The organism is Corynebacterium mendelii (assembly GCF_017307055.1).
GTDB lineage: Bacteria > Actinomycetota > Actinomycetes > Mycobacteriales > Mycobacteriaceae > Corynebacterium > Corynebacterium mendelii.
Window position 1 is genome coordinate 123,661 of the sequence record NZ_JAFLEQ010000003.1, and the last position, 24,681, is coordinate 148,341.

General features: G+C 64.1%; 19 protein-coding genes. 14 read left to right on the forward strand and 5 right to left on the reverse strand.

The window, feature by feature from the left end; translation table 11 throughout:
* Positions 1–102 precede the first annotated feature (102 nt).
* On the forward strand, positions 103–1,098 hold the full coding sequence (locus JZY06_RS00575) for a class C sortase (protein ID WP_207117536.1): 996 nt from the start codon (positions 103–105) through the stop codon (positions 1,096–1,098).
* 146 nt (positions 1,099–1,244) lie between these two features.
* Positions 1,245–2,123, forward strand: a complete 879-nt coding sequence (locus tag JZY06_RS00580; protein WP_207117537.1) for an isopeptide-forming domain-containing protein — start codon at positions 1,245–1,247, stop codon at positions 2,121–2,123.
* Between the two features lie 340 nt (positions 2,124–2,463).
* Here the strand turns inward: JZY06_RS00580 and JZY06_RS00585 are convergent, their stop codons facing one another.
* The 3 genes from JZY06_RS00585 to JZY06_RS00595 form a co-directional block, all read right to left on the reverse strand.
* Entirely contained in the window at positions 2,464–3,903 is a 1,440-nt protein-coding gene (locus JZY06_RS00585; RefSeq protein WP_207117538.1) for a GuaB1 family IMP dehydrogenase-related protein, read from the reverse strand.
* 171 nt (positions 3,904–4,074) lie between these two features.
* On the reverse strand, positions 4,075–5,979 hold the full coding sequence (locus JZY06_RS00590) for a choice-of-anchor I family protein (RefSeq protein WP_207117539.1): 1,905 nt from the start codon (positions 5,977–5,979) through the stop codon (positions 4,075–4,077).
* A gap of 1,078 nt (positions 5,980–7,057) precedes the next feature.
* Positions 7,058–7,393, reverse strand: coding sequence for a hypothetical protein (locus JZY06_RS00595; protein WP_207117540.1), 336 nt, complete (start codon positions 7,391–7,393; stop codon positions 7,058–7,060).
* 186 nt (positions 7,394–7,579) lie between these two features.
* Here JZY06_RS00595 and ilvA point away from each other — a divergent pair, with 186 nt between their 5' ends.
* From ilvA to JZY06_RS00615, 4 genes are all read left to right on the forward strand, one after another.
* Positions 7,580–8,869: a threonine ammonia-lyase IlvA gene (gene ilvA, locus JZY06_RS00600; protein WP_207117541.1), complete on the forward strand. Its 1,290-nt coding sequence runs from the start codon at positions 7,580–7,582 to the stop codon at positions 8,867–8,869.
* Positions 8,870–9,298: 429 nt separating this feature from the next.
* Positions 9,299–10,810, forward strand: coding sequence for an MFS transporter (locus JZY06_RS00605; RefSeq protein ID WP_207117542.1), 1,512 nt, complete (start codon positions 9,299–9,301; stop codon positions 10,808–10,810).
* A gap of 170 nt (positions 10,811–10,980) precedes the next feature.
* A complete protein-coding gene (locus tag JZY06_RS00610) occupies positions 10,981–11,814 on the forward strand; it encodes a hypothetical protein (RefSeq protein WP_207117543.1) in 834 nt (277 codons plus the stop codon).
* An 83-nt stretch (positions 11,815–11,897) separates the two neighbouring features.
* Positions 11,898–12,692, forward strand: a complete 795-nt coding sequence (locus JZY06_RS00615; RefSeq protein ID WP_207117544.1) for a hypothetical protein — start codon at positions 11,898–11,900, stop codon at positions 12,690–12,692.
* 222 nt (positions 12,693–12,914) lie between these two features.
* Here JZY06_RS00615 and JZY06_RS00620 read toward each other — a convergent pair whose 3' ends face one another.
* Positions 12,915–14,270 carry a DUF4921 family protein gene (locus JZY06_RS00620; protein WP_207117545.1) on the reverse strand — a complete coding sequence of 452 codons (1,356 nt, stop codon included), beginning with the start codon at positions 14,268–14,270 and terminating at the stop codon, positions 12,915–12,917.
* A 308-nt stretch (positions 14,271–14,578) separates the two neighbouring features.
* Between JZY06_RS00620 and JZY06_RS00625 the strand changes: the two genes are divergently transcribed.
* Complete coding sequence (locus tag JZY06_RS00625) at positions 14,579–14,977, forward strand: hypothetical protein (RefSeq protein WP_207117546.1); 399 nt, start codon at positions 14,579–14,581, stop codon at positions 14,975–14,977.
* Positions 14,978–15,046: 69 nt separating this feature from the next.
* On the opposite strand, the gene JZY06_RS00630 is transcribed toward JZY06_RS00625, so the two are convergent.
* A complete protein-coding gene (locus tag JZY06_RS00630) occupies positions 15,047–16,168 on the reverse strand; it encodes a glycerate kinase (RefSeq protein ID WP_207117547.1) in 1,122 nt (373 codons plus the stop codon).
* Between the two features lie 348 nt (positions 16,169–16,516).
* Here JZY06_RS00630 and JZY06_RS00635 point away from each other — a divergent pair, with 348 nt between their 5' ends.
* The 7 genes from JZY06_RS00635 (at position 16,517) to JZY06_RS00665 (ending at position 24,503) form a co-directional block, all read left to right on the forward strand.
* Positions 16,517–17,605, forward strand: a complete 1,089-nt coding sequence (locus JZY06_RS00635; RefSeq protein ID WP_207117548.1) for an esterase/lipase family protein — start codon at positions 16,517–16,519, stop codon at positions 17,603–17,605.
* 305 nt (positions 17,606–17,910) lie between these two features.
* Positions 17,911–19,254, forward strand: a complete 1,344-nt coding sequence (gdhA, locus tag JZY06_RS00640; RefSeq protein WP_207117549.1) for an NADP-specific glutamate dehydrogenase — start codon at positions 17,911–17,913, stop codon at positions 19,252–19,254.
* A gap of 291 nt (positions 19,255–19,545) precedes the next feature.
* Entirely contained in the window at positions 19,546–20,367 is an 822-nt protein-coding gene (locus JZY06_RS00645) for a DivIVA domain-containing protein (RefSeq protein ID WP_207117550.1), read from the forward strand.
* Between the two features lie 169 nt (positions 20,368–20,536).
* Positions 20,537–21,088 carry a YceD family protein gene (locus JZY06_RS00650; protein ID WP_207117551.1) on the forward strand — a complete coding sequence of 184 codons (552 nt, stop codon included), beginning with the start codon at positions 20,537–20,539 and terminating at the stop codon, positions 21,086–21,088.
* On the forward strand, positions 21,085–21,876 hold the full coding sequence (rnc, locus tag JZY06_RS00655; RefSeq protein ID WP_207117552.1) for a ribonuclease III: 792 nt from the start codon (positions 21,085–21,087) through the stop codon (positions 21,874–21,876). The genes JZY06_RS00650 and rnc overlap by 4 nt, the downstream gene beginning before the upstream one ends.
* A 101-nt stretch (positions 21,877–21,977) precedes the next feature.
* A complete protein-coding gene (gene mutM / locus JZY06_RS00660) occupies positions 21,978–22,865 on the forward strand; it encodes a bifunctional DNA-formamidopyrimidine glycosylase/DNA-(apurinic or apyrimidinic site) lyase (protein WP_207117553.1) in 888 nt (295 codons plus the stop codon).
* Between the two features lie 150 nt (positions 22,866–23,015).
* On the forward strand, positions 23,016–24,503 hold the full coding sequence (locus JZY06_RS00665; RefSeq protein WP_207117554.1) for an alanine/glycine:cation symporter family protein: 1,488 nt from the start codon (positions 23,016–23,018) through the stop codon (positions 24,501–24,503).
* Positions 24,504–24,681 lie beyond the last annotated feature (178 nt).

The following is a 24,681-nucleotide window of genomic DNA, read 5'->3' on the forward strand; positions in this document are numbered from 1 at the left end:
TTTGTCTCTTTGTCCCCGGTAGTCATCCGGACATCCCGCACCGCAGAGGCTGTGGGACGGGGACGAACCTGTCCATCCATTCCTTAACGCTGAAAGCAACCGATGACACAGACAACCGTGGAGATGCCCTCCGGCATCCACAGGCTGCGCAAAGCAGGACATCCGCTGGTCGGACCGGTCCTTGTCGTGCTCATTGGCTTGTCGATTTTTCTCTACCCCGCTGTGGCCACACAGTGGAACAACATCAAACAGATGCGGGTCGCGGCCGAATACTCGAAACTCGAGGAAGCCGTCGCCCCGGAGGTCATCAACCAGGCTTTGGAAGATGCCCGGTACTACAACGCGCACCACACCAACGGGCCCATTCTGGATCCCTGGCTGGCGCGTGTGACCCCGGACAACACCGAGTACCACACGTATCTCGAACAACTGAATCAACAACCGGCGATGGGGCGCGTGATTATCCCGTCACAGCGCATCGATCTGCCGATCTACCACGGCACCACCCCGGAAGCACTCCAGCGTGGTGCCGGGCACCTGTTCGGCTCCGATCTTCCGGTCGGAGGGGATTCAACCAGAACGGTGATCACCGGACACTCGGGTTTGGCGAACGCCACCTTGTTCGACAACCTCAAAGGGGTGCACGCCGGGGATCCGATCTACATTGTGGCCGCCGGGCAGAAACTCAAATACGTCATTGATCAACTCCAGGTGGTGCTGCCCACGGAACCGGGGAATCTGCGCCCCGTTCCCGGCGAGGATTTGCTGACCCTGATCACCTGCACCCCCTACGGCATCAACACCCACCGGCTGTTGGTGACCGCCCACCGGGTGCCACTGGATGAAGTGAAAGAGCAGGCCGCTTTCGAAACCCGTGGGCCCGCGGTCCAGTGGTGGATGTGGTGGGTGCTTGCCGCCGGAATCCTGGTGATCATTGCCCTGGTGTGGTGGGTGGTGAGCATGCTGCGGACCTACAAGAAACGGGAACAGCTGCGCATCCCCGTCGAGGATCTAATTCCCGTCACCGACTTCGGTATTGACCTGTCGGCCGGACCCCGGACCAGACGCAGTGCCCCCGACCGGAAGGAGCACCGATGACACAACCACAACCGGAATCCGACACGCGGATATCCGCGGCAGAGTCATCTCCGGCGGATGGCAACATTCTCTCCCGGGCCTTTCACCTTCCCTCCACCCACCAGCCATCAGCTTCCACCTGTGACCCACGACTGAAAGACGGACCAGTGACAGCACCAGACATTCGCCGCCGCACAACGGCTGTCATTGTGGCGCTTTGTGTACTGTTCGGCTTGACCATGGCAGGCCAGGGGACAGCCCACGCCGCCTTTGACGGAGTCGTCAAGGGATTTGCCGACAGCCGGGACGTCGCCACCATCGACCCGGACCATCCGGCCAGTTTGACCATTGTTGTCCAGCACGAAAACCCCTACAACGGCCCCGACAAGTATGGGCGCCTGCCGGGCTCACCCGCCGGATACCAAGTGGTGGCCACCCGCATACCGGGACTCGATCTGACCGACCCGTCCACCTGGTCGAAACTGGGCGACTATGCGTTCGGCAATAAAGAGATCATTGCCACCGGAACCCGCTACAACGCGGTAACAGGAACGAACGGGCTGGCCATCATTGATCCGCTACCGGTTGGCGCCTACTACATTCAGGTCACCCCACCGAAAGACGATGAACACCGCTTCTTCGAAATAGATCCGATGGTGGTGACCGTTCCTGTCGGCGGCGACAAAGACTGGAACTACCAGGTGCAGGTTGCCGTCAAAGGTGTCGGTTTCACCAGGCCCTACCCGCCGGAAGAAGAACAACCGCCGCTGTTTCCCCCGGAGCTTTTGATCCCTGCGATCTCCATTCCGATCCTGGTGTGGCTCATTCCGCTGCTGCCCGCACTGTCGTCCGGGGCAAGTGTCCCGCCACCACCGGCGCCCGCACCCACCCCGGCGCCGCAACCGGAACCGGAAAAACCCCGGCCCAACCTGGCGATCACCGGCAGTCCCGTTGACACGGTGATGGCCGTGAGCCTTCTGGTGATGCTGCTGGGCGGTGTGTTGGTGATCGCATCCACCAGGCGGTCACAACGCAGCAGGCGTTGACCTTCACCCGTCAACACGCAATCTTGAGCAGAAGAGACGGCAGTACAAGTCGCTACGACCACGCACAAGCCGCTAAGGCCACCCACAAGCCTTCAATCCGCTGACATCACGAACAAGCCGCTGTCACCCCGGTGCGGTACCGGGATGACAGCGGCTTGCTTGTTGTTGTCGCTTGCGTGGGTGCTGGGGGCGTGGGGCACGGCAGCACCCGCGGCTTCTGCCTTGGCTGTGGCTTCCATCAGCAGGCCCGGGGCAGAGGGCGCTACGGGCCTGCTCCAGTCCTACCCGGCTGGACCTGTTGTGGCTGCCGGGTAAGTGGACGGTGGGTTCAGCTGTGGGGTCAGGCCCAGCTGGTGGGAACCGGGCGGCCTTCGGCAAAACCTGCCGCAGACTGCACACCGACGGTGGCGCGCTGTTGGAAACTGGCGATGGAATCGGCACCGGCGTAGGTGAACGAGCTTCTCACCCCGGAGACAATCCGGTCGATCTGGTCTTCCACACCCGGGCGCACCGGGTCGACATACATGCGGGAAGTGGAGATACCTTCCTCGAACATGGCCCGGCGGGCGCGTTCAAAACCTTCCGTGGTCTGGTTGCGGTGTTTCACCGCCCGGCGGCTGGCCATGCCGAAGGATTCCTTGAACGCCCGGCCGTCGGCATCGAACTGCAGATCACCGGGGGATTCCAGGGTTCCGGCGAACCAGGATCCGATCATGACATTCGAGGCACCGGCAGCCAGCGCCAGGGCCACATCGCGCGGGTGGCGGACCCCACCGTCAGCCCACACATGACCGCCGACCTTACCGGCTGCTTCCGCGCATTCCAGAACAGCACTGAACTGCGGGCGGCCCACACCGGTTTGCATGCGGGTGGTGCACATGGCACCCGGCCCCACGCCGACTTTGGCGATATTGGCACCGGCATTGATCAAATCGGTTGTGCCTTGGGCGGTGACCACATTGCCGGCCACGATCGGCACCCCCAGCCCCAGGGATGCGACTTTGTCCAGCACCTCAAGCATCTGCTGCTGGTGGCCGTGGGCGGTGTCCACCACCAGCACATCGGCGCCCGCTTCGACCAGGATTTCAGCCCGCCCGGTCGGATCACCGTTGATGCCGATGGCGGCACCGACCCGCAGGCGGCCCTGTTGATCGACTGCCGGGGTGTAGAGAGAAGCACGCAGTGCCCCCTTGCGGGTGACAATGCCCTTCAGGTTGCCGTCCGCATCGACAATCGGCGCAAGTTTGCGGGAATGGGCCACCAGAGTGTCGAAAGCCTGCTTCGGGGTGGCGTCCTCACCGATGGTCAAAAGCTCGATGGACATCAAAGCCTGCACCTGGGTGAAGTTGTCGACGCCCGTGAGATCCTTTTCGGTTACCAGACCCACCGGCTTATCGCCGTCGAGCACCACGGCCGCCCCGTGGGAGCGCTTCGGCAGCAGATGCCTGGCATAGCCTGCCGTGTGATGGGGTTTGACGGTGATCGGGGTGTCGAAGAACAGCGATGCGGCTTTAACCTGGCCGATGGTGTCGGCCACAATATCGGTCGGCACGTCCTGCGGAATAATGGTGATTCCGCCGCGCCGGGCGGTGGTTTCCGCCATGCGGCGGCCAGCCACCGCCGTCATGTTCGCCACCACCAGGGGAATGGTGGTGCCCGATCCATCACTGGTCGACAGGTCGACGTTCATGCGGCTTCCCACGCTGGAGCGGGAAGGAACCATGAACACATCGTCGTAGGTCAGGTTGTAGGGGGCTGGTGAATCGGAAAGAAAACGCATGACCCAAACGATAGAGCACCGGCAGCCCAAACCCCGAACCACTTAAAGACCCCCGGGCGATCACACCACCCCTTCACCGGCCGGAGATGGGGTGAAAGGGGTGGTGCCGGCACGGCCGGTAGCGGATTTTCTTACAGAAGCTGCAGCCGCTGTGTTGTATGGCGTGCGTTTCTACTTCATGGGCGGCCAGCCCAATGCCAGCGGAAGACGGGGCAGACCGGAAAGAAGGGTCGGGGCAAGGTGCGGCACAAGCGCAGCGATTGCCGCCAGGACCGCCGCAACCGCGATGATGATCCCGCCGGTGGTGGCACTGCCGGACTTGTCGGTGCGGGTGTCCTTCGAGCTGCCCTGGCCGGTGGTCGACGGGGTGGTGTCATCCGGTGTGGTACCGGGGGTTGTGGTACCCGGTTCGGGTTCCGGTGCCGGTGCCGTGCCGGAGACTTTGAAAGAATAGAAGGTGGTGGTTCCGGACCACTCATTTGCGACCATCACCATGTCCGCCCCGGTGGGGGAGAGCTTGGCCGGAATGAAGTGCACTGATTCGGGCGAAAAATCACCGGCGCCGGGATCGTCCACATCTTTTGTCGGATCGAAGTTGGCGACAAAAGTCTGGAAAGAGGCTTCTGCCGGGTCGGTGATGTCGTAGACCATCACCCCGGAGGCGCGTTCCAGACCGATCAGGGCGAAGGTGCGGTCACCGACCCTGGCCACTTCGGCGGCCTCCGGCTCGGAGAGTTTATCGTCGCTGCGCCACCCGTCAAGCATGGTGGCCAGATCCCCGTTCTTGGCGATCACCTCAGCGAATTCGGAACCGGAATTGAACACCCGCTCACCGGTGGAGGCGTTGTAGATCGAAAAACCACGGCCGCCGAAGGCATAGAGTTCGGAGTAGCAGTCCCGGTCGGCATCCCGGCCCATGTCAGTGAGTACTTTCAGCCGACCCAGCTGTGTGTCCTGTGTGAGGGCCTTGATTTCCTCGCCGGACATGTCCGCGAAATCGTCGCAGAGATCGAGTTTTTTCACCCGTTGTTCATCGGTGTACTTGTTGGGTTTTTTGCCGTACTCGCGGCCGTCGCCCTCGTTGGCGGTGACAATGTAGGTGGTGCCGTCCTTGGTGAAGCTGGTGATGCCGTCAGGCATGGGCAGGCCCTTGACCGGCCAGTTTTTCAGTTCGAAGGTCTCGTCTTTGTCCGAGAAGTCTGTCTTCACTTCGCGGTAGTCGACATATCCCAGGCCGAACACCTTGGTCACTGCCGCGTTGTCAATGTCGATGACGGCGATGGCGTTGTTTTCCTGCAGAGCGACATAGGCGGTACCGCCTGAAATGGTGACGTATTCCGGTTCGAAATCTTTGGCGGCAGTCGACCCGGGCCTGATCCGCACACCGGCCGGCGGATTGTCGTTGTATGCGTCAAAGGCCACCTCACGCACCTGATCCTGCCCGGGGGCAGTCACCGTGTCGGCAAGCGTGATAATCGATACGCTCCCTTCCGGGTCGACGGAATTGTCGTCGGCGGGTTCGCCCTCATTGGCCACCACGGCAAACCGTCCGTCCGGCGAGATTTTCACCATATCCGGCAGATACCCCAGCTCGACCGAGCCGAGCACTCCCTTGTCGGTATCGGCCGCGCCATCGAAGAAATAGGCCTTTCCTTTCCGCGTGGCTTTGGCGTCGCCTTTCGGATTGGCGACCACCACAGCCAGACCGTCGGCGCGCACATCGACGGAGTTGACGTCGACCCCATCGCCGATGGCCAGCGAATAGAGTTTCACCGGCTTGTTCGGATCCGCCAGACTGACCACATCGACGGTGGCTGACTGCGCATTGGTGATCAGTGCATGCTTGCTCGCCGGGTGGTACACCGCGATTTCGGCGGCCGACTGCTGTGTCACCCCCGAGTCGTAGGTGGAAAAAGGCACCATGGTGACATCGCTTCCCCCGGCGGCGTTGACGGTGATCGGGTATGCGGCGCTGTCAGCGGTGGCCTGCGGGGCGGCGGCAGTGGTGGCGACAGTAACCCCCAGGGCGGTCACTGCTGCAACAAGGCGGGTGCGGCTGCGGTTACGAGGGGACATGGACACTCTCCGTGGGATGCTCGGCTGCTGCTTTGATTCTGCGGGTGAATGCGCATGGGTGCGCCATCGCTCAACCCGCATCACCCTGCTTACGGGGGCCGGCTGTCACAGGGGTGCACAGCCGATGACCGGCAGATGAAAAAAGCGGAAAAACAACGTCAAAAACACCGCAGGCGTTGCGAATCGAACAGCTACGTCGGCGAAGCACCAGCCCGGTAGGGGGAAAATTGCCCAGCGGTCTTTTTCGGGATGGGCGGGGGTTGGGGCAGGAGTGCCGGTGGGTGCATCACGGAAAAACGATGGGGTAGGGCATGCCTGCGGCCTGCGGCAGCATGACCCGTCACAGGGGCGGGCAGCCTGGAGAGGGGATCGTCACAAAAAGAGTGACTACACACGCACAGGTCTCAGGGGTTGGCCTGCCTGGCTGTTTGCCGCATCCGGCGGGGTGATCTCCGGCAGTGGTCTCCGCCATCCAGGGGCGGCATGGGACCGGGTACGGGCAATCTCCCGGCACCCCGGTTGCAGACCATGGTGTCGGTTGACCCGAAAAACCCACACGAAGATGAGGTCTGTCCCCCCAACCCGGACTGTCCGTGCCATGGTTGTGCGCTGTCAACTACAGCCGTTGCCACCGGTGACGCGCCGGGCGGCCCTGGCACGGCGTGCGCCACCGGTGCCGCAGAAGCATTGCGGCCCCAGGTCTTCAGTGGGTGGTGTGCCCGGTTCCACTGATCCGGTGCCCAGCAAAAACGGCACCGGGTTTCGGGCAAGCAGCCAAGACAAACCGTGTCGATCCCACCCGGGAATGCCGCCGGCCGGGGATCAGCATGACACGGGGTGAGGGCCGCTTCTTCCGCCGCCGGGCACCGACAAGCCGACTGCCGCAGGTGTGGCGGTGCGAAAAAAGACATCACGGTGGCCGATGTTCCGGCCAATGCCACCAACCGGCCGCCGCATGTGCTGTGGTCTGCCCGGTAGCCGATCACAGCCGTCCTCGCGCCGGGTGAGGTGTTTTCAATACACAGCCCACCCGGCGTGGTTGTTGCCCCTTTCCCCTCTGGCCGGCAGGGAAAAGGTTCTACTTGCCCTGGAAAGCGGGGCCGAACATGGCCCCCAGCTGCTGCGGCAGGCCGGGGACGGTGTGCACCAGTGCGGCGGCAATGGCGGCAATACCCAGCACTGTGGCGATCATGCCGACGGTGACACCGCCGACAACTTTGGTCGCCGAGGTCACCCCGTCGGCGGCGGTGTTATTCGATGAGCCGTCACTGTTGGTGGTGGCGTTGTCGGCGGTGGCGGCCGGCGGCTGGGTGGTGGCGGTGGCCACCGCCGGACAGACTGTGCCTGCAACAGCCAGCGATGCGGCGGTCAGCAGCCCTGCGATGCGGCGGGTTGCGGTGCGTTGCGTGATCATGGTTTCGGTTTCCCTTCCAAAGGCGTCGTGTGTCTTTTCGGGTGAAGCTACCCTACGGCGGGTCCGGTTGGCCAGACAGGCACCGGACAGACACCGCAAAAAATAATCCGCCGGCCGGTGGTGGTGCCGTCCACAGTGCGGTGGCGGTGTGAAAACAACAGCGCCGCCGGTCTACACTTTTGGTCCATGGAATCCAGCACTGCGACCACGCCCGTATTCCCCCCCGTGCGCGCGGCCGATATTCAGGCCGCACAAGCACGGATTTCGTCGGTGATTGCGCCCACACCGCTGCAGTACTGCCCCCGGCTGTCGGAGGCCACCGGCGCGGAGGTCTACTTGAAAAGGGAAGACCTGCAGGATGTGCGCTCCTACAAGATCCGCGGTGCCTACAACAATGTCGCCCAGTTGAGCGACAGCCAGCGGGCCGCGGGCATTGTGGCGGCCTCCGCCGGCAACCACGCCCAGGGAGTGGCCTACGTGTGCCGCACCCTGGGGATTGAGGGCCGTATCTATGTGCCCGACCAGACGCCGAAACAGAAACTCGACCGCATCCGGGTCCACGGCGGGGACAAAGTGGAACTGGTGGTGACGGGAAGAAACTTCGATGAGGCGTCTGCTGCGGCGAAAGCCGATGCCGACAAGACCGGGGCCACGGTGGTCGAACCCTTCGATGCCCGTGACACTGTCATCGGCCAGGGAACCGTGGCCGCGGAAATACTCGCCCAGCTGACCAGTATCGGAAAATCAGCCGGGGCCATCTATGTGCCGGTCGGTGGCGGCGGGCTGATCAGCGGCATCACCAGTTATCTGGCGGATATGGCACCGCGCTGCGCGGTCTACGGGGTGGAACCGGCCGGTGCTGCCTCCATGACGGCGGCGTTGGAAGCCGATGGGCCTGTCACCCTGGACAATGTTGATCCCTTCGTCGACGGGGCGGCGGTCAAACGCATCGGTGAGGTTCCCTACCGGATCATCGACGCCAACCGTGGTCGGCTGCACATGATGACCGTCTCCGAAGGGGCGGTGTGCACCGAAATGCTGGGCCTGTACCAAAACGAGGGCATTATCGCCGAACCCGCTGGGGCGCTGTCGGTGACGGGTTTGGTCGAATGCACCCCGAAACCGGGGCAGACTGTGGTGTGCGTTGTCTCCGGGGGAAATAACGATGTGCTGCGCTACGCCGAGATCATGGAACGCTCCCTGGTGCACCGGGGGCTGAAACACTACTTTTTGGTCAACTTCCCGCAGGAACCCGGACAGTTGCGGATGTTCCTGGAGAAAATCCTCGGCCCCAACGACGACATCACCCTGTTCGAGTACCTCAAACGCAACAACCGGGAAACCGGAACCGCACTGGTGGGCCTGCAGCTGGGCACTGCCGCCGACCTGCCCGGTCTTCTCGAGCGGATGAACAGCTCCCGTATTTCCTGCCAGCAGCTCAAACCCGGCACCCCGGAATACGAATTCCTCACCTAAAACCAGCCGCGTCCCGCCGCAGGGGCCGGGGCCGGCAAACCCGCAGCAACCCACTACCTTCCCCGCAGCCCCGGCCCCCATGCTCTGCAGGCGGCGGTGGATGTCGAGGTTTCCCGCTGGCACCACCCGAAGGCAGTGTCTGTGACCGCCTGGGTGACGGCGGCGCGGATGCGCGCCTGCCGTGTCGGGTGCCGCGGGGGAGAAAGAACAACCCCGGGGGATGTGGTGACTGCCCTTGTTCCGCCCGTCACCAACCGGATGCCGGTGACGCCGCGGGATCGGGCAGGTGCTTTTATCCGCAAGCGGTGCAGACGGTCGGGCATCCGCGGCGGTAGTGTGTGAGCGGGGGCGGGAAAAGAAAAAGTTTTCAGCCGCACCGCACCACCGGCGGCAAGTGAGATGGGGTGGAAGGACACCGTGGCGCATTCTGTGACAACGACAGATCTCTCCCGGCCGCTGCCGCACCGGTGGTGGGGGCTGGCGGTGCTCAGTGTCGGCGTGGCGGTCCTGGCCGTCGATGCGACAGTACTCAACCTGGCGGTCCCGGCGATCACCGGTGATCTTGACCCCACCGCCACCCAGCTGCTGTGGATCGTTGACGTCTATGCTTTTTGCGTGGCCGCTTTTCTGGTGACCTCCGGGACACTGTCGGACCGGGTGGGGCCGAAAAAAATACTGCTCGCCGGGGCCATGGTGTTTGCGGTCGTCTCGGTGCTGGCGGGGCTGGCGCCCACCGCCGGGTGGCTGATTGTGTGGCGGGCCGCCCAGGGGGTGGCGGGCTCGATGCTCATGCCCGCCACGTTGAGCCTGATCGGGGAACTGTTCGACGACGAGAAAGAGAAATCTTTCGCGGTGTCGGTGTGGATTGCCGTCTATGCGGTCGGTGCCGCGGCAGGCCCGATCATCGGCGGGGCACTGCTGGAGCATTTCCATTGGGGGAGTGTGTTTTTCATCAATGTCCCGCTGTGCGCGATCATTGCCGTCGGTGTGTCTGTCCTGGTTCCCGAAGCACCGGTTGACCGGGCCGAACGTTTCGATCTGCCGGGCGCGGTGCTCACGGCGGTGATGCTGTTTTCCATGGTGTACGCGGTCAAAAGTCTCACCGTCCACGGCCTGTCGCCTGCCGGGTTGGCCTGCGCTGTGGTGGCGGTGGCCGCAGGGTGGCTCGCCAGGCGGCATCTGCTGCGGGTGAAACATCCGCTCATTGATCTGAAGCTTTTTCACAACCGGGCGCTGTCGACGGTGATAGCCGTCAACTTCGTGCAGATGTTCATCTATCTGGGTGTGCTGTTCTACATCAGCCAGTATCTGCAGGTGGTGTTGGGGCTGGGGCCGGAATCCGCGGCCCTGCACATGGCGCCGGGGCTGTTGTGTGCGGTGATCGGAAATTTGACGACCGGGAAAGTGATGACCAGATACCGGCCCCGCACCCTCATTCTGGTCGGCATGACCGTCACCTGCCTGGGATGTCTCATCTTTGCCGCCTGCGGGGCGGGACTGTTTGCCGCCTCCGGGCACACCGCCCTGGTGGTGGCCATAGGGTTGATGGTCACCAGTATCGGCGGCGGGATCGTTGATCCGGTGACCAACTATTTCATTGTCTCCACCGCGCCGAAAGGCAAAGCAGCCGCAGCAGCCTCCCTGTCGGAGACCGGATACGAAATGGGTGGGGCTTTCGGCATCGCGATCCTGGGTTCGGTGGTGGCCGCCGTCTACCGGATGGGGGTTGACGCAACCGGGCTGCTGCCGGAAGCCGCCCGCGAATCGGTGACCACAGCACACCGGCTGGCTGAGTCACCAGCGGCAGCAGCCGCCGCCGACCAGGCGTTTTCCACAGGTGTTCTGGTGGCCAGTGTGGTTGCGGCAACCGTGACAGCTGTCGCCGTTGCCGCGGTGGTGGTGGTGATTCCGGCCCGTGCCGCCCGGCCGGCAGTGGGATAGCCGGGGGTGGCCTGAGACAGCGGAAGCTCTACATTGTGGGGCGTGGGTGGGGCATACTCGCCGGTGACAGTGAAGTGTGCTGCCGGGAATGCTCCGGCAGCACCCGGCCACAATTGGGGGCAGTAGTGCAAACAAACAACCGGCCATCCCGCCGCAGCCGGCTACTGGCCGTGGCGGCCGTGACAGCCGCGGTGCTGGGCGCCCTGTCGCCTGCGGCAGTATCGGCCGAACCTGCCCCGGTCACGCCCTGTGTGAGCGTGGCCGGCGGCACCGCCATCCACTACACCTCTGATGCGGGCTGGTTTTCCATTCCACAGCCACTGGACAAAGCCACCCCGGATACGGCCGCACACCATGGGTCACCACCGGGTAGGGCCGGCCGACCGGCCCCCGGCCCTGCGGTGGAGCGGATGGTCATTGATCCGGCAGCAACCCGGGTGGAATCGACCACACAGGCTGTGCTCAGGCACCGGCAGGCCACCGCCGATCATCCGGCACAGGGCAAAATCCGGCTGCACGACGATATCGGCAACTACATCGACAATGTGACCGTGCACATCGACGGCGGCACACTGGCGATGTTCGGCGACCACCATTTCCAGAACGGGCCGGGCCACCACTGGTACTCCACCACCCAGACACGGTTTGCCGTGGGGGAGATAAAAAAAGACGGCCCCGCCCCCGTTTTCACCGGCGATCACCCCGAACAGACGGTGACCTACCTGGTGAAACCGGTGTCCTGGCAAGCACCTGACGGGGACAGCAAAGGCTACAACAAAGCCCGCTACCTCACCCTCACACTGACCACCGGAACCTGCAGCAACGGCACCGGTAACACCGGTGACCACCCCGGCAGCACAGACAGGGACACAACCGGCGGCACCGGTGATCAGGCAAGCGGTTCATCCCGCCGGGCCGCAGCAGTATCCCCACTGGCTGTTGTTGCGGTACTGGCCGCAGGTACAGGCCTTCTGGCTGCGCTCGCCGGAGCACTCGCACCTTAACGAGGCCCGCTTGCCGCCTTCCGGTTGTAGCCCGACACAGACCGGTCCCATCGGCTACTGCCGGTGCTGACCGCGGCTGCCCTGTGTCTTGTGCTATTGGCAAGATCACCCCCGCCACAGCAGAGTCCACCGGGTCGACGGGACCAATCGGGAACACGGCAGATAACTGTGTGGTCGGCTACACCGGTGAAGTCACCATCGGCTACCACGCGGTGCCGGTGGCCCCGGATCCGAGGCTGCCGCCTTTCGACCCGGGTGCTGCACCCACACCGCCGCTGTGGCGGTTCACCATTGGTGAGGGCGCGAAGACCACTGCCACCGATGCGGCAGTTTTTCCGCTGGACGGCACCATCACCGCCTACCGGTTGGGTGATATGCCGGGCGGGCTGCCGCCACAGGGTGCGCCGGACGAGCGAAAGCAGGTTATCGATCATCTGGTTGTGCATGTCGACGGCGCACAGCTCAGCCTGGTGGGGCAGGTGGCCGCCACCGGACACAGGCGGGACACCACCGGTGTCACCATTGCCACCGGCCAGCCGGCAGAACCGTTCAGCACCGCGGCCAGCAACCGGTCCACGGTGACAGTGGCGAGCCTTACGGCAATGACCAGCGGCACCCTGATGGGTACCCCGGACAGGTTTGCCTCGGTGCATTCGCTGATCGGCCCGGTCATGACCCTTGAAGCCACCGCCGACCGGGACTGCGGGAACCCTTCCCGCCCGCCGGTACGCCCCGCGGAGATACCGGCTGCCACCAGTACCGCCGGGAGCAGCCCGGCAGCAGTATTTGGCGGCACCGCCGCTGTGGTGGGGATTATCGGGTTCTGCGCCCTACTGGCCGGAGTTGTCCTGTCCCTGCCCGGCACACCGCACCGGTAAAAACCACACCCCTCTTTTTTGCGGTCACGCGCCCGGTTGGTCTGCCTCGGCCAGATTTGTGGCCGAAGGACCAAACGATCTGGGGCGGGAAGAGAAAAAAGAGCAAATCCGCGGCAACGAGAAGACGGGGGGAACGCTAAAAAACACGCCCCCCGGCGGTACAAGGTGTACCGCCGGAGGGGGTGCGGGGATAAGTCGGTGGGGTGGCTTTTTTCGACCGTGTTAGACCCGGTTGTTGAAGGCCAGCATCGGGTTGTAGAGCAGCGGGTTGCGCGAAAGCTGGCATTCGGTGGCGATCCGGATGTCCTTGCTGATCGCCCCTTCATCCCGCAGCCGGTACATGGCGGCGACAATGCGGTCGCGCACATTGTAGGGGGACAGCGTGTTGAGATAGATCTTGGTGCCGCCCTCGAAACCGGCCAGAGTGGAAATCCTCCACTTGACGATGATGCGCCACGGCATGGGCATATCAAGATCCACCGGCTTGTGGTGCCATTCCTCGTTGCAGGACACATCAGGTCCCGCGGCGGCATGGCAGGCGTGCACCAGATCACTCATGGCGTCGATTTCTTCCCGGTCCTGCTCCCAGGGTTCGGCGGTGGCTGATTTCGAGTACACCTCCAGCGCCGGGTAGCGGTGGCCGATGCCGGCGAAGACCACGGCATGGTCGTTCTCGGCGATGATCAGGTTGTGGTAGTGCGCATAGTTGACCCCCCACTCGTTGTACATGTTGGGGTTTTTGCGCAACCGGTCGATTTCCTGGTCGGCCGTCACCCCGCGCTCGTCGATGGCCACCAGCTGCTTGTGCAGGTGATCGAAGGAAGCGCCGGCGGGTTTCAGCCAGTTCTGGAAGACCGCCACATACGGTGTGTAGCGGTTTCGGTAGTACAGGTCGGCCATGGAGTCGACGGTGAAGCGGATCAGGGCGGCATGCTCATCCGGGGTCAGGGTGCCCGACGACGCCAGCTGGTTGTCGAGTGTGGCGCCGTCGGTGAAGTGGCGGCGGCCGATGATGACATCGTGTCCGCCGGCAAAATAGCCGCCGGCCCGTTCCAGAAGCTCCGCCTCACTCATGGCCGCGATCGTGTCCGCCGGGGTGCCCGCGGCTTTCAGCCTGGTGGCGACGATCTTTTTCACATGTTCCCGGCCGGCGTCATCGTCAAGGTAGGTGGCCATCCGCTGGGAGGTTTCGGCATCCATCTCGAAGCCGTAGTTGGCCCGCCAGTAGTCGTAGGAGACGATTTCGAACAGGTTCGGCACCCGGCGGAACTGGGCTGTGGTGTCGTTCAGTTCACCGGGCAGAACACCGGGAAGAATCTCCCAGTCCCCGGCCGGGGTGCGCACCATGCGGGATTTTTCCGGGGGAGTGGCCAGCAGATTGTCCGAACAGAACGCGCAGTAGGAGGTGTGGTCTTTTTCGCTCAAAGGCTGCGGATTGGCGGCCGGGTTCGACAGGGGGCGGTTGCCGCGGCCCGGCACGGTCCAGACTTCCGTTCCGGAGAACGGGTTGATCTGTTTGATCGTCCCGTCGGCCATCTCGTGCAGGGGATGCGGTTGCGTGTGCAAAGGTGAGTTCATGGCTGCTAATGGTATGTGCCCGTGTGCCGTCATCGCCAAAAAGGTCCCGTAAAGCTCCCGTGGTTGTCTCCGGCGGCTGCCGTCGGCGGCACCCGCACCCGGTCTGTGGCTTCCGGATCCCACCGGCGGCAACAGGTGGTGGGCTGACCACGCCGGGCGGGCTGCCGGTGCCCGTGAAAAGGGGTGCCTCGGTCTGGGGTCCTGGGGCGATACCGGACATGAACGGGCAGTGTCATCCGGTGGCTGTACCCCGGGTGCGGGTGGGGCGGGGGTGGTGTGGCGGGCGAATTCCGGCTACTGTGTCGCGCATGGCGACCATAGAGTTCACGATGCTTGTTCCACCGGCCGAGGTCGAATCAGTCCGCGACCGTTTCACCCGGGCGGCGCAGGCTCTCAACGACAGGGGCAAAACGCGGGGGCTTGCGGCAGTCGTTGATCTTCACCCGCACCCCGACAGTGGAGTCGTCGACCAACTGCGCCGGGTCTACCGGGCCGACCATGACGGCGACCGGCCCGATGATCTGGCGGTCTACCGCTGTGTGGTCACCGCCGACAAGGTCAACGGCTCGGTCAATGAGCTGGCCATGGTGCTCTCCCATATCCTCACCCCGGTGGCTGATCTTCCCCGCGATGTGGTCAGCCTCGAGCGGGAAACAGATTTCGAGCTTCCCGCCCGCTACCCGTGGACCGTCAGCGTCCGCCCGTGATCATTTCCCGGATGTTTGCCCTTCCCGCAGCCGGTGGCACGGTCCGTCGCTGTCACTGGCCGGCGTTCATCAGTGTGTGTCCCGGTAGTGCCGGGCGGCGGCGGCACCGGCTTCAACCAGCCGGCTGCGGAGATCATCCGGGTTGCCGGTGTCGGCGACCGTGACCGGATACAGCCCGCCGGGAAGGTCAATGGATGTGTGGGCCGCGGCGACAGTCACCGGCACCCCGGCGCCGCGGGCCAGGCCGGCCACCGCGCCGGTGACCCCGTGGGTGAAACTGTCCATGCCGACGGTGTGCTCGGCGGTGATCACCATATCGGCGTCTGCGATGTGTTCTTTCAGGCCGGTGGCCGCAGCCACCACCCAGGCGGCTTTGCCGGAATGAACCCGCGGCTGGCCGTGCACCAGCTCCGACAGCCAGGTCAGTGACACCGCGATGCCGCCGCCGGCACCGGTTGCGGCGGCGGAGGGGTCAACCCCGCACACCCTCGCCAGTTGTTTCAGGCCCGCATCGATTTCGCGCTGCTGGTGTGCGGTGGCCCCGAGTGCCCCGCCCAGACGCACCGCCGCACCATCATCGCCGCACAGCGGCAGCTGATCGTCGGTGAGCAGCATGAACTCGACTCCGGCGGCACCGGCGTTGAGCTGGGTGACATCGAAACGGTCAATCTCGGCCAGATGGATGGCCCCCGGATCCAGGCTCGCTCCTTTCCGGTCGACCGGTACCGCGCCCAGGGCGGTGGCGATACCTGTTCCGCCGTCCAGGGTGGCCGCCCCGCCGGTGGAGATGGTGATCCGCCGGGCGCCGCGGCTGACCGCATCGGCAATCAGCACCCCGGTGCCGTAGGTGTCACCGGTCAAACAGGTCTCGGCGGTATCCACTCCGGCGGTGCCGTTGGCCGCGGCAACATCGATGAACGCCTGCGGAAAACCGGAGGAAGCCCCGTCATCGTAGACATAGGCGGCCTCGGTGAGGGTGCCGGCGGCGGTGGTGGTCTGCACGGTGACGGGTTCCCCGGAAAAACACCCGGCGGTCCCGGCGCAACCCGCCGCCATGGGGATCACGGTCACTTTCGCTTCCGGATACACTTTGTCGACCCCCTCGGCCAGGGCCTCACCGGCCCGGTGGGTGGACACGGCGGCGAAACGGTCGGGGGCGATGACAAACGTGGGCTGAGCGGCGTGCGCCATGGGAAAGACCCTCCTGGGTTGGGCGGTGCGGGTTTCAAGATCGGGGGCTGTGAAAAAAAACAGCGGCGGACACCCGTCAATCCGGTATCCGGCAACAGACCCCAAGTCTAGAGAATCCGCCGCGCCTTCCGGCCGCCAGCGCCACCGGGTGGCGGGTGGTTGGCGCCGCAGCGGTGTGTGGGGGACAGGCGCGGGGGTGCTGGTGTCCCGGCCCGTCGGCTATATTCCGGTGGTGTGAAGCCCGGGTGTGGAATTGTCGGGAAATGGTTTTCCCGCAGAGTGTTTCCGGCGGCAGCCGCGATGATGCTTTTGGCCGCCACCTGCCAGCCACCTGCCGTGGGACAGGTGATGGCACCACCTGCCGCTGCGGCAGATTCCGCGCCGGTGGAAAATGATCCCTCCGCCCGCAGCGCCGGTGACCTGCCTGCAGGTGTGGCCACCGGCAGGGGGGCGGGAAGCGGAAAGGTGCTCTCCAATGGCGTAGCCGCACCCGCCCAGCCCAGCGGCCCGGATGCACTGGCCTATCTGCGCCACGGTGATCCCGGCCGGGCGCTGGTTCCCGCCGGGGTCAATGACCCGGCCTGCCGGGTGACAGCCGACCGGCCGTCGGCGGTGATTGTCGTCCACGGCACCGGCGGATCGGTCTACACCGACTACTCGGCGCTGGCCACGGCACTGGTCGATGACGGCTGGTGCGTGTTCGGCGCCGATCTGGGGCTGGCCGATGATCCGGCCGACGGCTTCGGCCACCAGCCCCTTGAGGAGAGTCTGCGGGAACTTGATCGGCTGATCAATGCCGCCACCACCACCAGCGGGGCGGACACAGTGTCCCTGGTGGGTTATTCCCAGGGGGCGGTGCTGGCCCGGATGTGGGTCAACACCATTGACCGGGGTGCGACCACCGACACGGTGGTGCTGCTGGCCTCCCCGACCAGGGGCGCAACCCTGTGGGGGCTGGCCGGATTACTGCCGCTGGCCAAAGCAATCGAACACGTCTATCCGCCGCTGCGGGGAAAACTCGTCAACCCGGCACTGGTTGAGCTGGTTCCCGGCTCCCCGCTGCTGGCCCGTGTGAACAGCCCCGGTGAAACTGTCCCCGGTCCGGCCTATGTCACCATCCAGTCCCGCTACGACGAATACATCCCCGACCAGGCCACCCAGCCGGTGCACGGCCCGAAAACCCGGTCACTGGTGATCACCGACCTGTGTCCGCGGGAGACGATCGGACACATCGACATGACCTATTCCCCGACAGTTATTGACGCGACCAGATACCTGTTGCGTAATTGGTCAATGGGGGGACTTCGGGGGCAAATCAGATGTGTGGACAGATTTCCCGGGACGGCTGCGGCCCACTCGGCCATAGTGGTTAACCTGCTGAAACTCAGATACGGCCGGTTTATTCCCACGCCTGTGATTTATGCCACAGTAATTTAAGTTGCGTGATAGGTATTGAGTCCCGACACTGGTCAGTACACCGCCGACGGATACGGAAACCGCATCCGGCACGGCGGCCACAACCACCCGGGAGCCATCCGCGGCTCCCGCAGCGGAAGCAACAACTCCACCACCCACGGTCGACCAGACCCCAGGGCCGGTGGGGATTGTCCCGGACATCCGACGGATCATCCGTCACGGTGCCGGAGAACGTCCGCACACACATTTAACGCCACACCGCCGGTGGCGGGCACCAAGCCCGCACAGCCCGCGCGGGAGGCATTCCCGAGAAGGAAATTGATTGCATGTCTGTTGAAGAGCAGGTCAACCAGTACTACGAGACCGTTTTGAAGCGCAACCCCGGTGAGAACGAGTTCCACCAGGCCGTCGCCGAGGTCCTCGATTCGCTGAAGATCATCCTCGAAAAGGATCCGCACTACACCAATAACGCCCTGATTGAACGCCTCTGTGAGCCGGAGCGCCAGCTCATTTTCCGCGTGCCGTGGACCGACGACAACGGTGTCGTCCACATCCAGCGTGGCTTCCGCGTCCAGTTCAACTCGGCGCTCGGCCCGTACAAGGGCGGCCTGCGCTTCCACCCGTCGGTCAACATCGGCATCATCAAGTTCCTCGGCTTTGAGCAGATTTTCAAAAACTCCCTGACCGGTCTGCCCATCGGCGGCGGCAAGGGCGGCTCCGACTTCGACCCCAAGGGCAAGTCGGATCTGGAGATCATGCGTTTCTGCCAGTCGTTCATGACTGAGCTGCACCGCCACATCGGCGAGTACCGCGACGTGCCCGCCGGTGACATCGGCGTCGGCGGCCGCGAGATCGGCTACCTGTTCGGCCAGTACAAGCGCCTGGCCAACCAGCACGAGTCCGGTGTTCTCACCGGCAAGGGCCTGACCTGGGGCGGCTCGCTGGTGCGCACCGAAGCCACCGGCTACGGCCTGGTGTACTTCACCAAGGAAATGCTGGCCGCCCACGGTGAGGACTTCACCGGCAAGAAGGTCATCGTCTCCGGTTCCGGCAACGTCGCCATCTACGCCATTGAAAAGGTGCAGGAACTCGGCGGCACCGTGATCGCCTTCTCCGACTCCTCCGCATGGGTTGAAACCCCGGGCGGTGTCGATGTCGCCAAGCTCAAGGACATCAAGGAAGTCCGCCGCGAGCGTGTGTCGGCCTACGTCGACGAAGTCGAGGGTGCCACCCTGCACACCGACGGCTCGATTTGGGACCTGCCCTGCGATATCGCCCTTCCCTCGGCCACCCAGAACGAGCTCAACGGCGAACATGCCACCAAGCTCGCCGACAACGGCTGCAAGTACGTTGCCGAAGGTGCGAACATGCCCTCCACCGCCGACGCCGTTGAGGTCTACCGCGAGCGCGGCATCCACTTCGGACCCGGTAAAGCCGCCAATGCCGGTGGTGTGGCCACCTCCGCACTGGAGATGCAGCAAAACGCCTGCCGTGACTCCTGGACCTTCGAATACACCGACAAGCGTCTGCACGAGATCATGTCCAACATCTTCAAGGTCTGCGCCAACACCGCCAAGGAATACGGCCACGAGGGTGACTATGTCATCGGCGCCAACATCGCCGGCTTCAAAAAGGTCGCCGACGCCATGCTGGCCCAGGGTGTCGTCTAACCGCACCCGGTTACCGGCTGACTGTCGGCACCGGGGCGGCTGCCCCGGTGCGGACGGCGGGTTTTGACAGACCGGATGAGCCGAAAAACAACCGACAACACCACTTGCTGTTCCGGCACCGCCTGTTACCCGCGGCCGGACGGCAGGTGGTGTTGTTGTGTCTGTTCCCGCCTTCCGGCCCAGCCGCCCCGGTGCGGGTGAACCGGAAGGGGGTGGCGGGACAAGAAGTTTGCCGCCTGTGCCGGTGTGGCCTACCGGGTTGGGTTGTCCCGGCCTTATAGATTTGAACCCATGACGATGTACAACGTTTTCACCGCACTGGACGAGCTGATCAACAATGTTGAGGGAGCGGTCGGCATGCCGGTCGGCCAGAACTGTCTTGTCAAAAGGGATGACACCCTTGCCCTGCTGGACCGCATCCGCACCGAAATCCCCAAGGAACTCGACGACGCGCAGGATGTGCTCGACAAGCAGGAGGACATCCTGGATGCCGCCACCGCGGAAGCTGACCGCATGGTGGCCGATGCCACCGCCGAAGCCACCCAGCTGGTTGATGATGCCCGCCGGGACGCCGATGCCATCAGCGAGGAAGCCAACCTGTCGGCGACCACCATGATCAACGAGGCCAAAGAAGAGGCCGACCGGATTGTTGTCGGGGCGCAAAGCCGTGCCGATGACATGGTGGCCCGGGCCACGGAAGAATCCGAACGCCTGATCAGCAAGGGCAATGCCGCCTATGAGCGCAGTGTCGAGGAAGGCCTGAACGAACAGCAGCGCCTGGTTTCTGAATCAGAGGTTGTGCAGCGCGCCAACGAAGAAGCCCGCCGCATTGTCGACAAAGCCCACGCCGAATCCGAGTCCCTGCGCAGCCAGTGCGACGAATTCGTCGACTCGAAACTGGCCGAATTCGAAGAAACCCTCTCGGCCACACTGCGGATTGTCACCCGCGACCGCTCCGCGCTGCGGCGCGGCGCCGGGGCATCCGGGGAAAGCTACGGCCGCACCGCCGACAGGAGCGGCCGCGAGTTCGGCAGGCGCTACTCGGCCGACAGCGAGTTTACCGAACGCCCCTTAAACCGGGCGCGCCGCGACCGCGACGGCGACCGCCGCTAAACACCCCACCTGCTGGTGGCTTGAGGCCACGCCCGATCGATGCGTTAGCCGGTGCAGCAGCCACGCCGGCGGAACACGGCCCCCGGCGTGGCCCTAACCGCCGGCCGCCGGCCTGACCGGTGGTCCGGCGTGCCCTTTTGCTGCCGCAGGGCTAGGATTGTCCGTTGATATGAGTTCACCATTTGTTTTTGATGTCCAGGGGCTTCTGACCTCGCATGCCGAGACCGTCCACCGCACCCACCACGGGTCGGCCCCGACCCGTATCGGCGGTGCCATGGTTGCCGTCGAACAGGGGGCTGCGGTCACGGTGGAAGCGACACTGACCCCGTTGGGTGGGGCGGTGATGGTCGATGCCACCGTCAGTGCACCCATGACCGGACAATGCTGCCGGTGTCTGGCGCCGATCAACGCCGAAAAATCCTTCGACGTCAATGAGGTGTTCACCGAACCCGGCACCATCACCATCGGCGGTGAACAAGCCGCTGACGATGATGACGAGACTGATCCGGAGGAAAAACTCATTGTCGACGAGTCGGTGGACATGGAACAGTCCGTCATTGACACCGTCGTGCTGGAGCTTCCCTTTTCCCCGGTGTGCGCCGACTTCGGGCAGCAGTGCGACAACTCCCCCCAGGCCGCCCCCGTCGCCGACGGAATCAGCGGTGACAAAGACAATGATCTGCCGGATCCCCGGTGGGCCGGACTGGAGAAATTCAGGTGAGCAGGAAAAAACAGCGGCTGACCGGCCAGGCGGCGCTGGAGCAGGCCTACAGTGCCGTCGACCACAGCGCTCTCAGACAGCACCTCGGCGTTGAGCTTCCCGACGATCTGCTGCGGCTGGCATTGACCCACCGCAGTTTCGCCAACGAAAACGGCAACCTGCCCAACAATGAGCGGCTGGAATTTTTGGGCGACGCGGTGCTGGGCCTGTCGGTGGCCGCCGCGCTGTATGACACCTATCCGGACAAAGCCGAATCGGATATCTCGAAAATGCGGGCCTCGATCGTCTCCCGCTACGGGCTGGCTGACATCGCCCGCGAAATCGGGCTGGGTCCGCACATTCTGCTCGGCCGCGGGGAAATACTGACCGGGGGACTGGAAAAAGATTCCATTCTCGCCGACACCACCGAGGCGATCCTCGGCGCGATCTACCGCAGGCACGGTTTCCACACCGCCCGGGAGGTGATTTTGCGGCTGTTCGGCGAAAAACTCGCCAAAGCATCCTCCACCTCCAGAAACACCGACTGGAAAACCTCCCTGCAGGAACGCGCCGCGGAACGCAAATACCCGATGCCGGTCTACGAGGCCTCCTCGACCGGTCCCGACCACGACCGCACCTTCACCGCCTCGGTGTCGATCCTCGGCATCAAACTGGGCATCGGGGTGGGAGCGAACAAAAAAACCGCTGAACAGCAGGCAGCCCAGCAGGCGCATGCGGTGCTCTCGGACGGCTCGGCCAACCAGGCCCTGGTGGAAGCCCACCAGGCATTCATCGAAGCCGGGCACTGACCTATCACCGGGCAGTGCCACCGGGAACAGGTGCATTGCCCCCACGTGGGAACACCGCCGTCAGTGGCGGGTGATGGTCCCGGCATGCCATGCTGGCAGGCATGCCCGAGCTTCCCGAGGTTGAAACCATCAGAAGGGGACTGGCCGAGCACATCACCGGCTGCACCATCTCCCACCCTGAGATCATCCACCACCGCACCGCCCGCCGCACCCCGGGCGGTGCCGCGGCGATCAGCCAATCGATCGACCACACAACCATCACCGCGGTTGAACGCCGCGGCAAATTCATGTGGCTTGTTCTCGACGGTTCCGGCGCCCTGGTCGTGCACCTGGGCATGAGCGGGCAGATGCTGATCAAACCACCGCGCAGCCAAGCCGAGGACCGGGCCGACCCCGGCATGACACATCTGCGGGCGCGGATGACTGTGACTGCGCCGGGCGGTGCAGGGCAGGCCAGGCAGGTGTGGTTTGTCGACCAACGGACCTTCGGCTACTGGCACACCGACACCCTCATCCCGGCTGACGGGCGGCTGATCCCCTCGATGATCAGCCACATCGCCCCGGACCCGATGGAGGAGTGTTTTTCGCCCCGGACGGTGGCGGAGAAACTCAAACAGCGCCGCAGCGCCATCAAACCCCTGCTACTCAACCAGGAGATCGTCTCCGGTATCGGCAACATCTACGCCGACGAGATGCTGTTTGCCGCCGGCATCCACCCGCAGCAGGCGGCCCACCGGCTGTCGCTGGCCCGCCTGGAACGCCTGCTGCAATCGGCGGCAACGGTCATGGGGGCGGCCATCGCCCAGGGAGGTACCAGCTTCGATGATCTCTACGTCAACGTCAACGGCTCCTCCGGCTATTTCGACCGCTCCCTGACCGCCTACGGCCGGGCCGGGCAGCCCTGTCTACGGTGCGGCACACCCCTGGCCCACGCGGTGGTCGGCGGACGTGGCAGCAGCTTTTGCCCGGTATGCCAGAAACGGCACTGACCGCCAGCCCCCACAGGATAGGGGGAGGCCACCCCCGAATGGTGATAAAACCTATAAGCCCTGCACACCCGGTGGAGACCCCCGGGGAGGCGGGGTGGCGGCACCGGAATGGCTTAAGTTGCGCCTTAACGCGGTCTAAACTGCATCTTCATGGAAGCTGTAACAAAATTCGTCGGTGCCGTCAGCGGCTACGAGTGGCTGGTCATTCCCTTCGCCCTCACCCTGGCTGGCCTGTATTTCTGTTGGTCGACCATCCTCGTCCAGCTGCGCTACATCCCCGAGATGTTCAAAGCCATTGTCGAAAAGCCCTCCCAGATGGAAGACGGGCGCGACAATATCTCCGCCTTCAAAGCCTTCACGATCTCCGCGGCCTCGCGGGTGGGCACCGGCAACGTCGCCGGTGTGGCCATCGCGATTGCCACCGGTGGTCCCGGGGCGGTGTTTTGGATGTGGACGCTGGCGATTATCGGTGGGGCCACCTCGTTTGTGGAATCCACCCTGGCGCAGGTCTACAAAGTCCGTGACAAAGATTCCTACGTCGGCGGTCCCGCCTACTACATCACCCGCGGTCTGGGCCAGCAGTTCCGCTGGCTGGCCGTGATCTTCGTGGTGGCGATCACCTTCACCTACGGGTTCGTCTTCAACGCTGTGCAGTCGAACTCGATTGCCGACGCCATGACCACCTCGTTTTCCGGCGCCAACCCGATGACCGTGAAAATCATCGTCGGTGTCGTGCTGGCCGCTTTCACCGGTGCCATTATCTTCGGTGGCGTGCAGCGCATCGGCGCGGTCACCCAGGTCCTGGTGCCGTTGATGGCGGTGGCCTACATTGTTCTCGGGTTGATCGTGTGTCTGATCAACATCGCCGAAATTCCCGGCATGATCGCCAGCATCTGGGCCCATGCCTTTGGACTGCGTTCCTTCGGTGGTGCCGTTATCGGCCACGTCATCATGACCGGCATCAAGCGCGGACTGTTCTCCAACGAAGCCGGCATGGGTTCGGTCCCCAACGCCGCGGCCACCGCCTCGGTGTCCCACCCGGCCAAACAGGGCCTGATCCAGACTCTCGGCGTCTACTTCGACACCATCATCGTCTGCTCGGTCACCGCCTTCATTATTCTGCTGGCCAATCCGGATCTTCAGCCCAGCGATCAGGGCGTGTCCCTGACCCAGGAATCCCTCGCCGCCAGCGTCGGCGGATGGGGTGTCGACTTCCTGTCGATCGTTATTTTGTTCCTGGCGTTTTCCTCGGTGATCGGCAACTACTACTACGGTGAATCCAACATCGAGTTCCTCACCCGCTCCAAGACCGTGATGAACTCCTTCCGTGCACTGGTGGTCATCTGCGTGTTCCTGGGAACCCTGGGTACGGTTCCGCTGGTGTGGGCGCTGGCCGACGTGTTCTCCGGCCTGATGGTGTTTGTCAACCTGTGCGCGATCATCCCGCTGGGCGGGGTGGCTGTCGCCCTGCTGAAACACTTCGCGAAACAGAAAGCCGAAGGCCTCGACCCGATCTTCCACCGTGATGATCTGCCGAACCTGAGAGGCTGGCAGAACATGGAGTGCTGGACCGGTGACGACCCGATCACCGACCGTCCCGAACAATACGGTCTGATCTCCTACCGCCGGGTGAAATAACCCGCCGGAACACCACCAGCCCTGCGGGGGTAAACAGAAAAACCGCCCCGCCGACAGCCGTGAGCCGTCGGCGGGGCTTTGCCGTTGGGGCAGCAGGCAGCGGAGGAAAAACCCGGGCGTAAACGACTGGGACTCGAACCTTCTCGACCGCGTGCCCCAGGTGAGAGGGAAAGCCGAG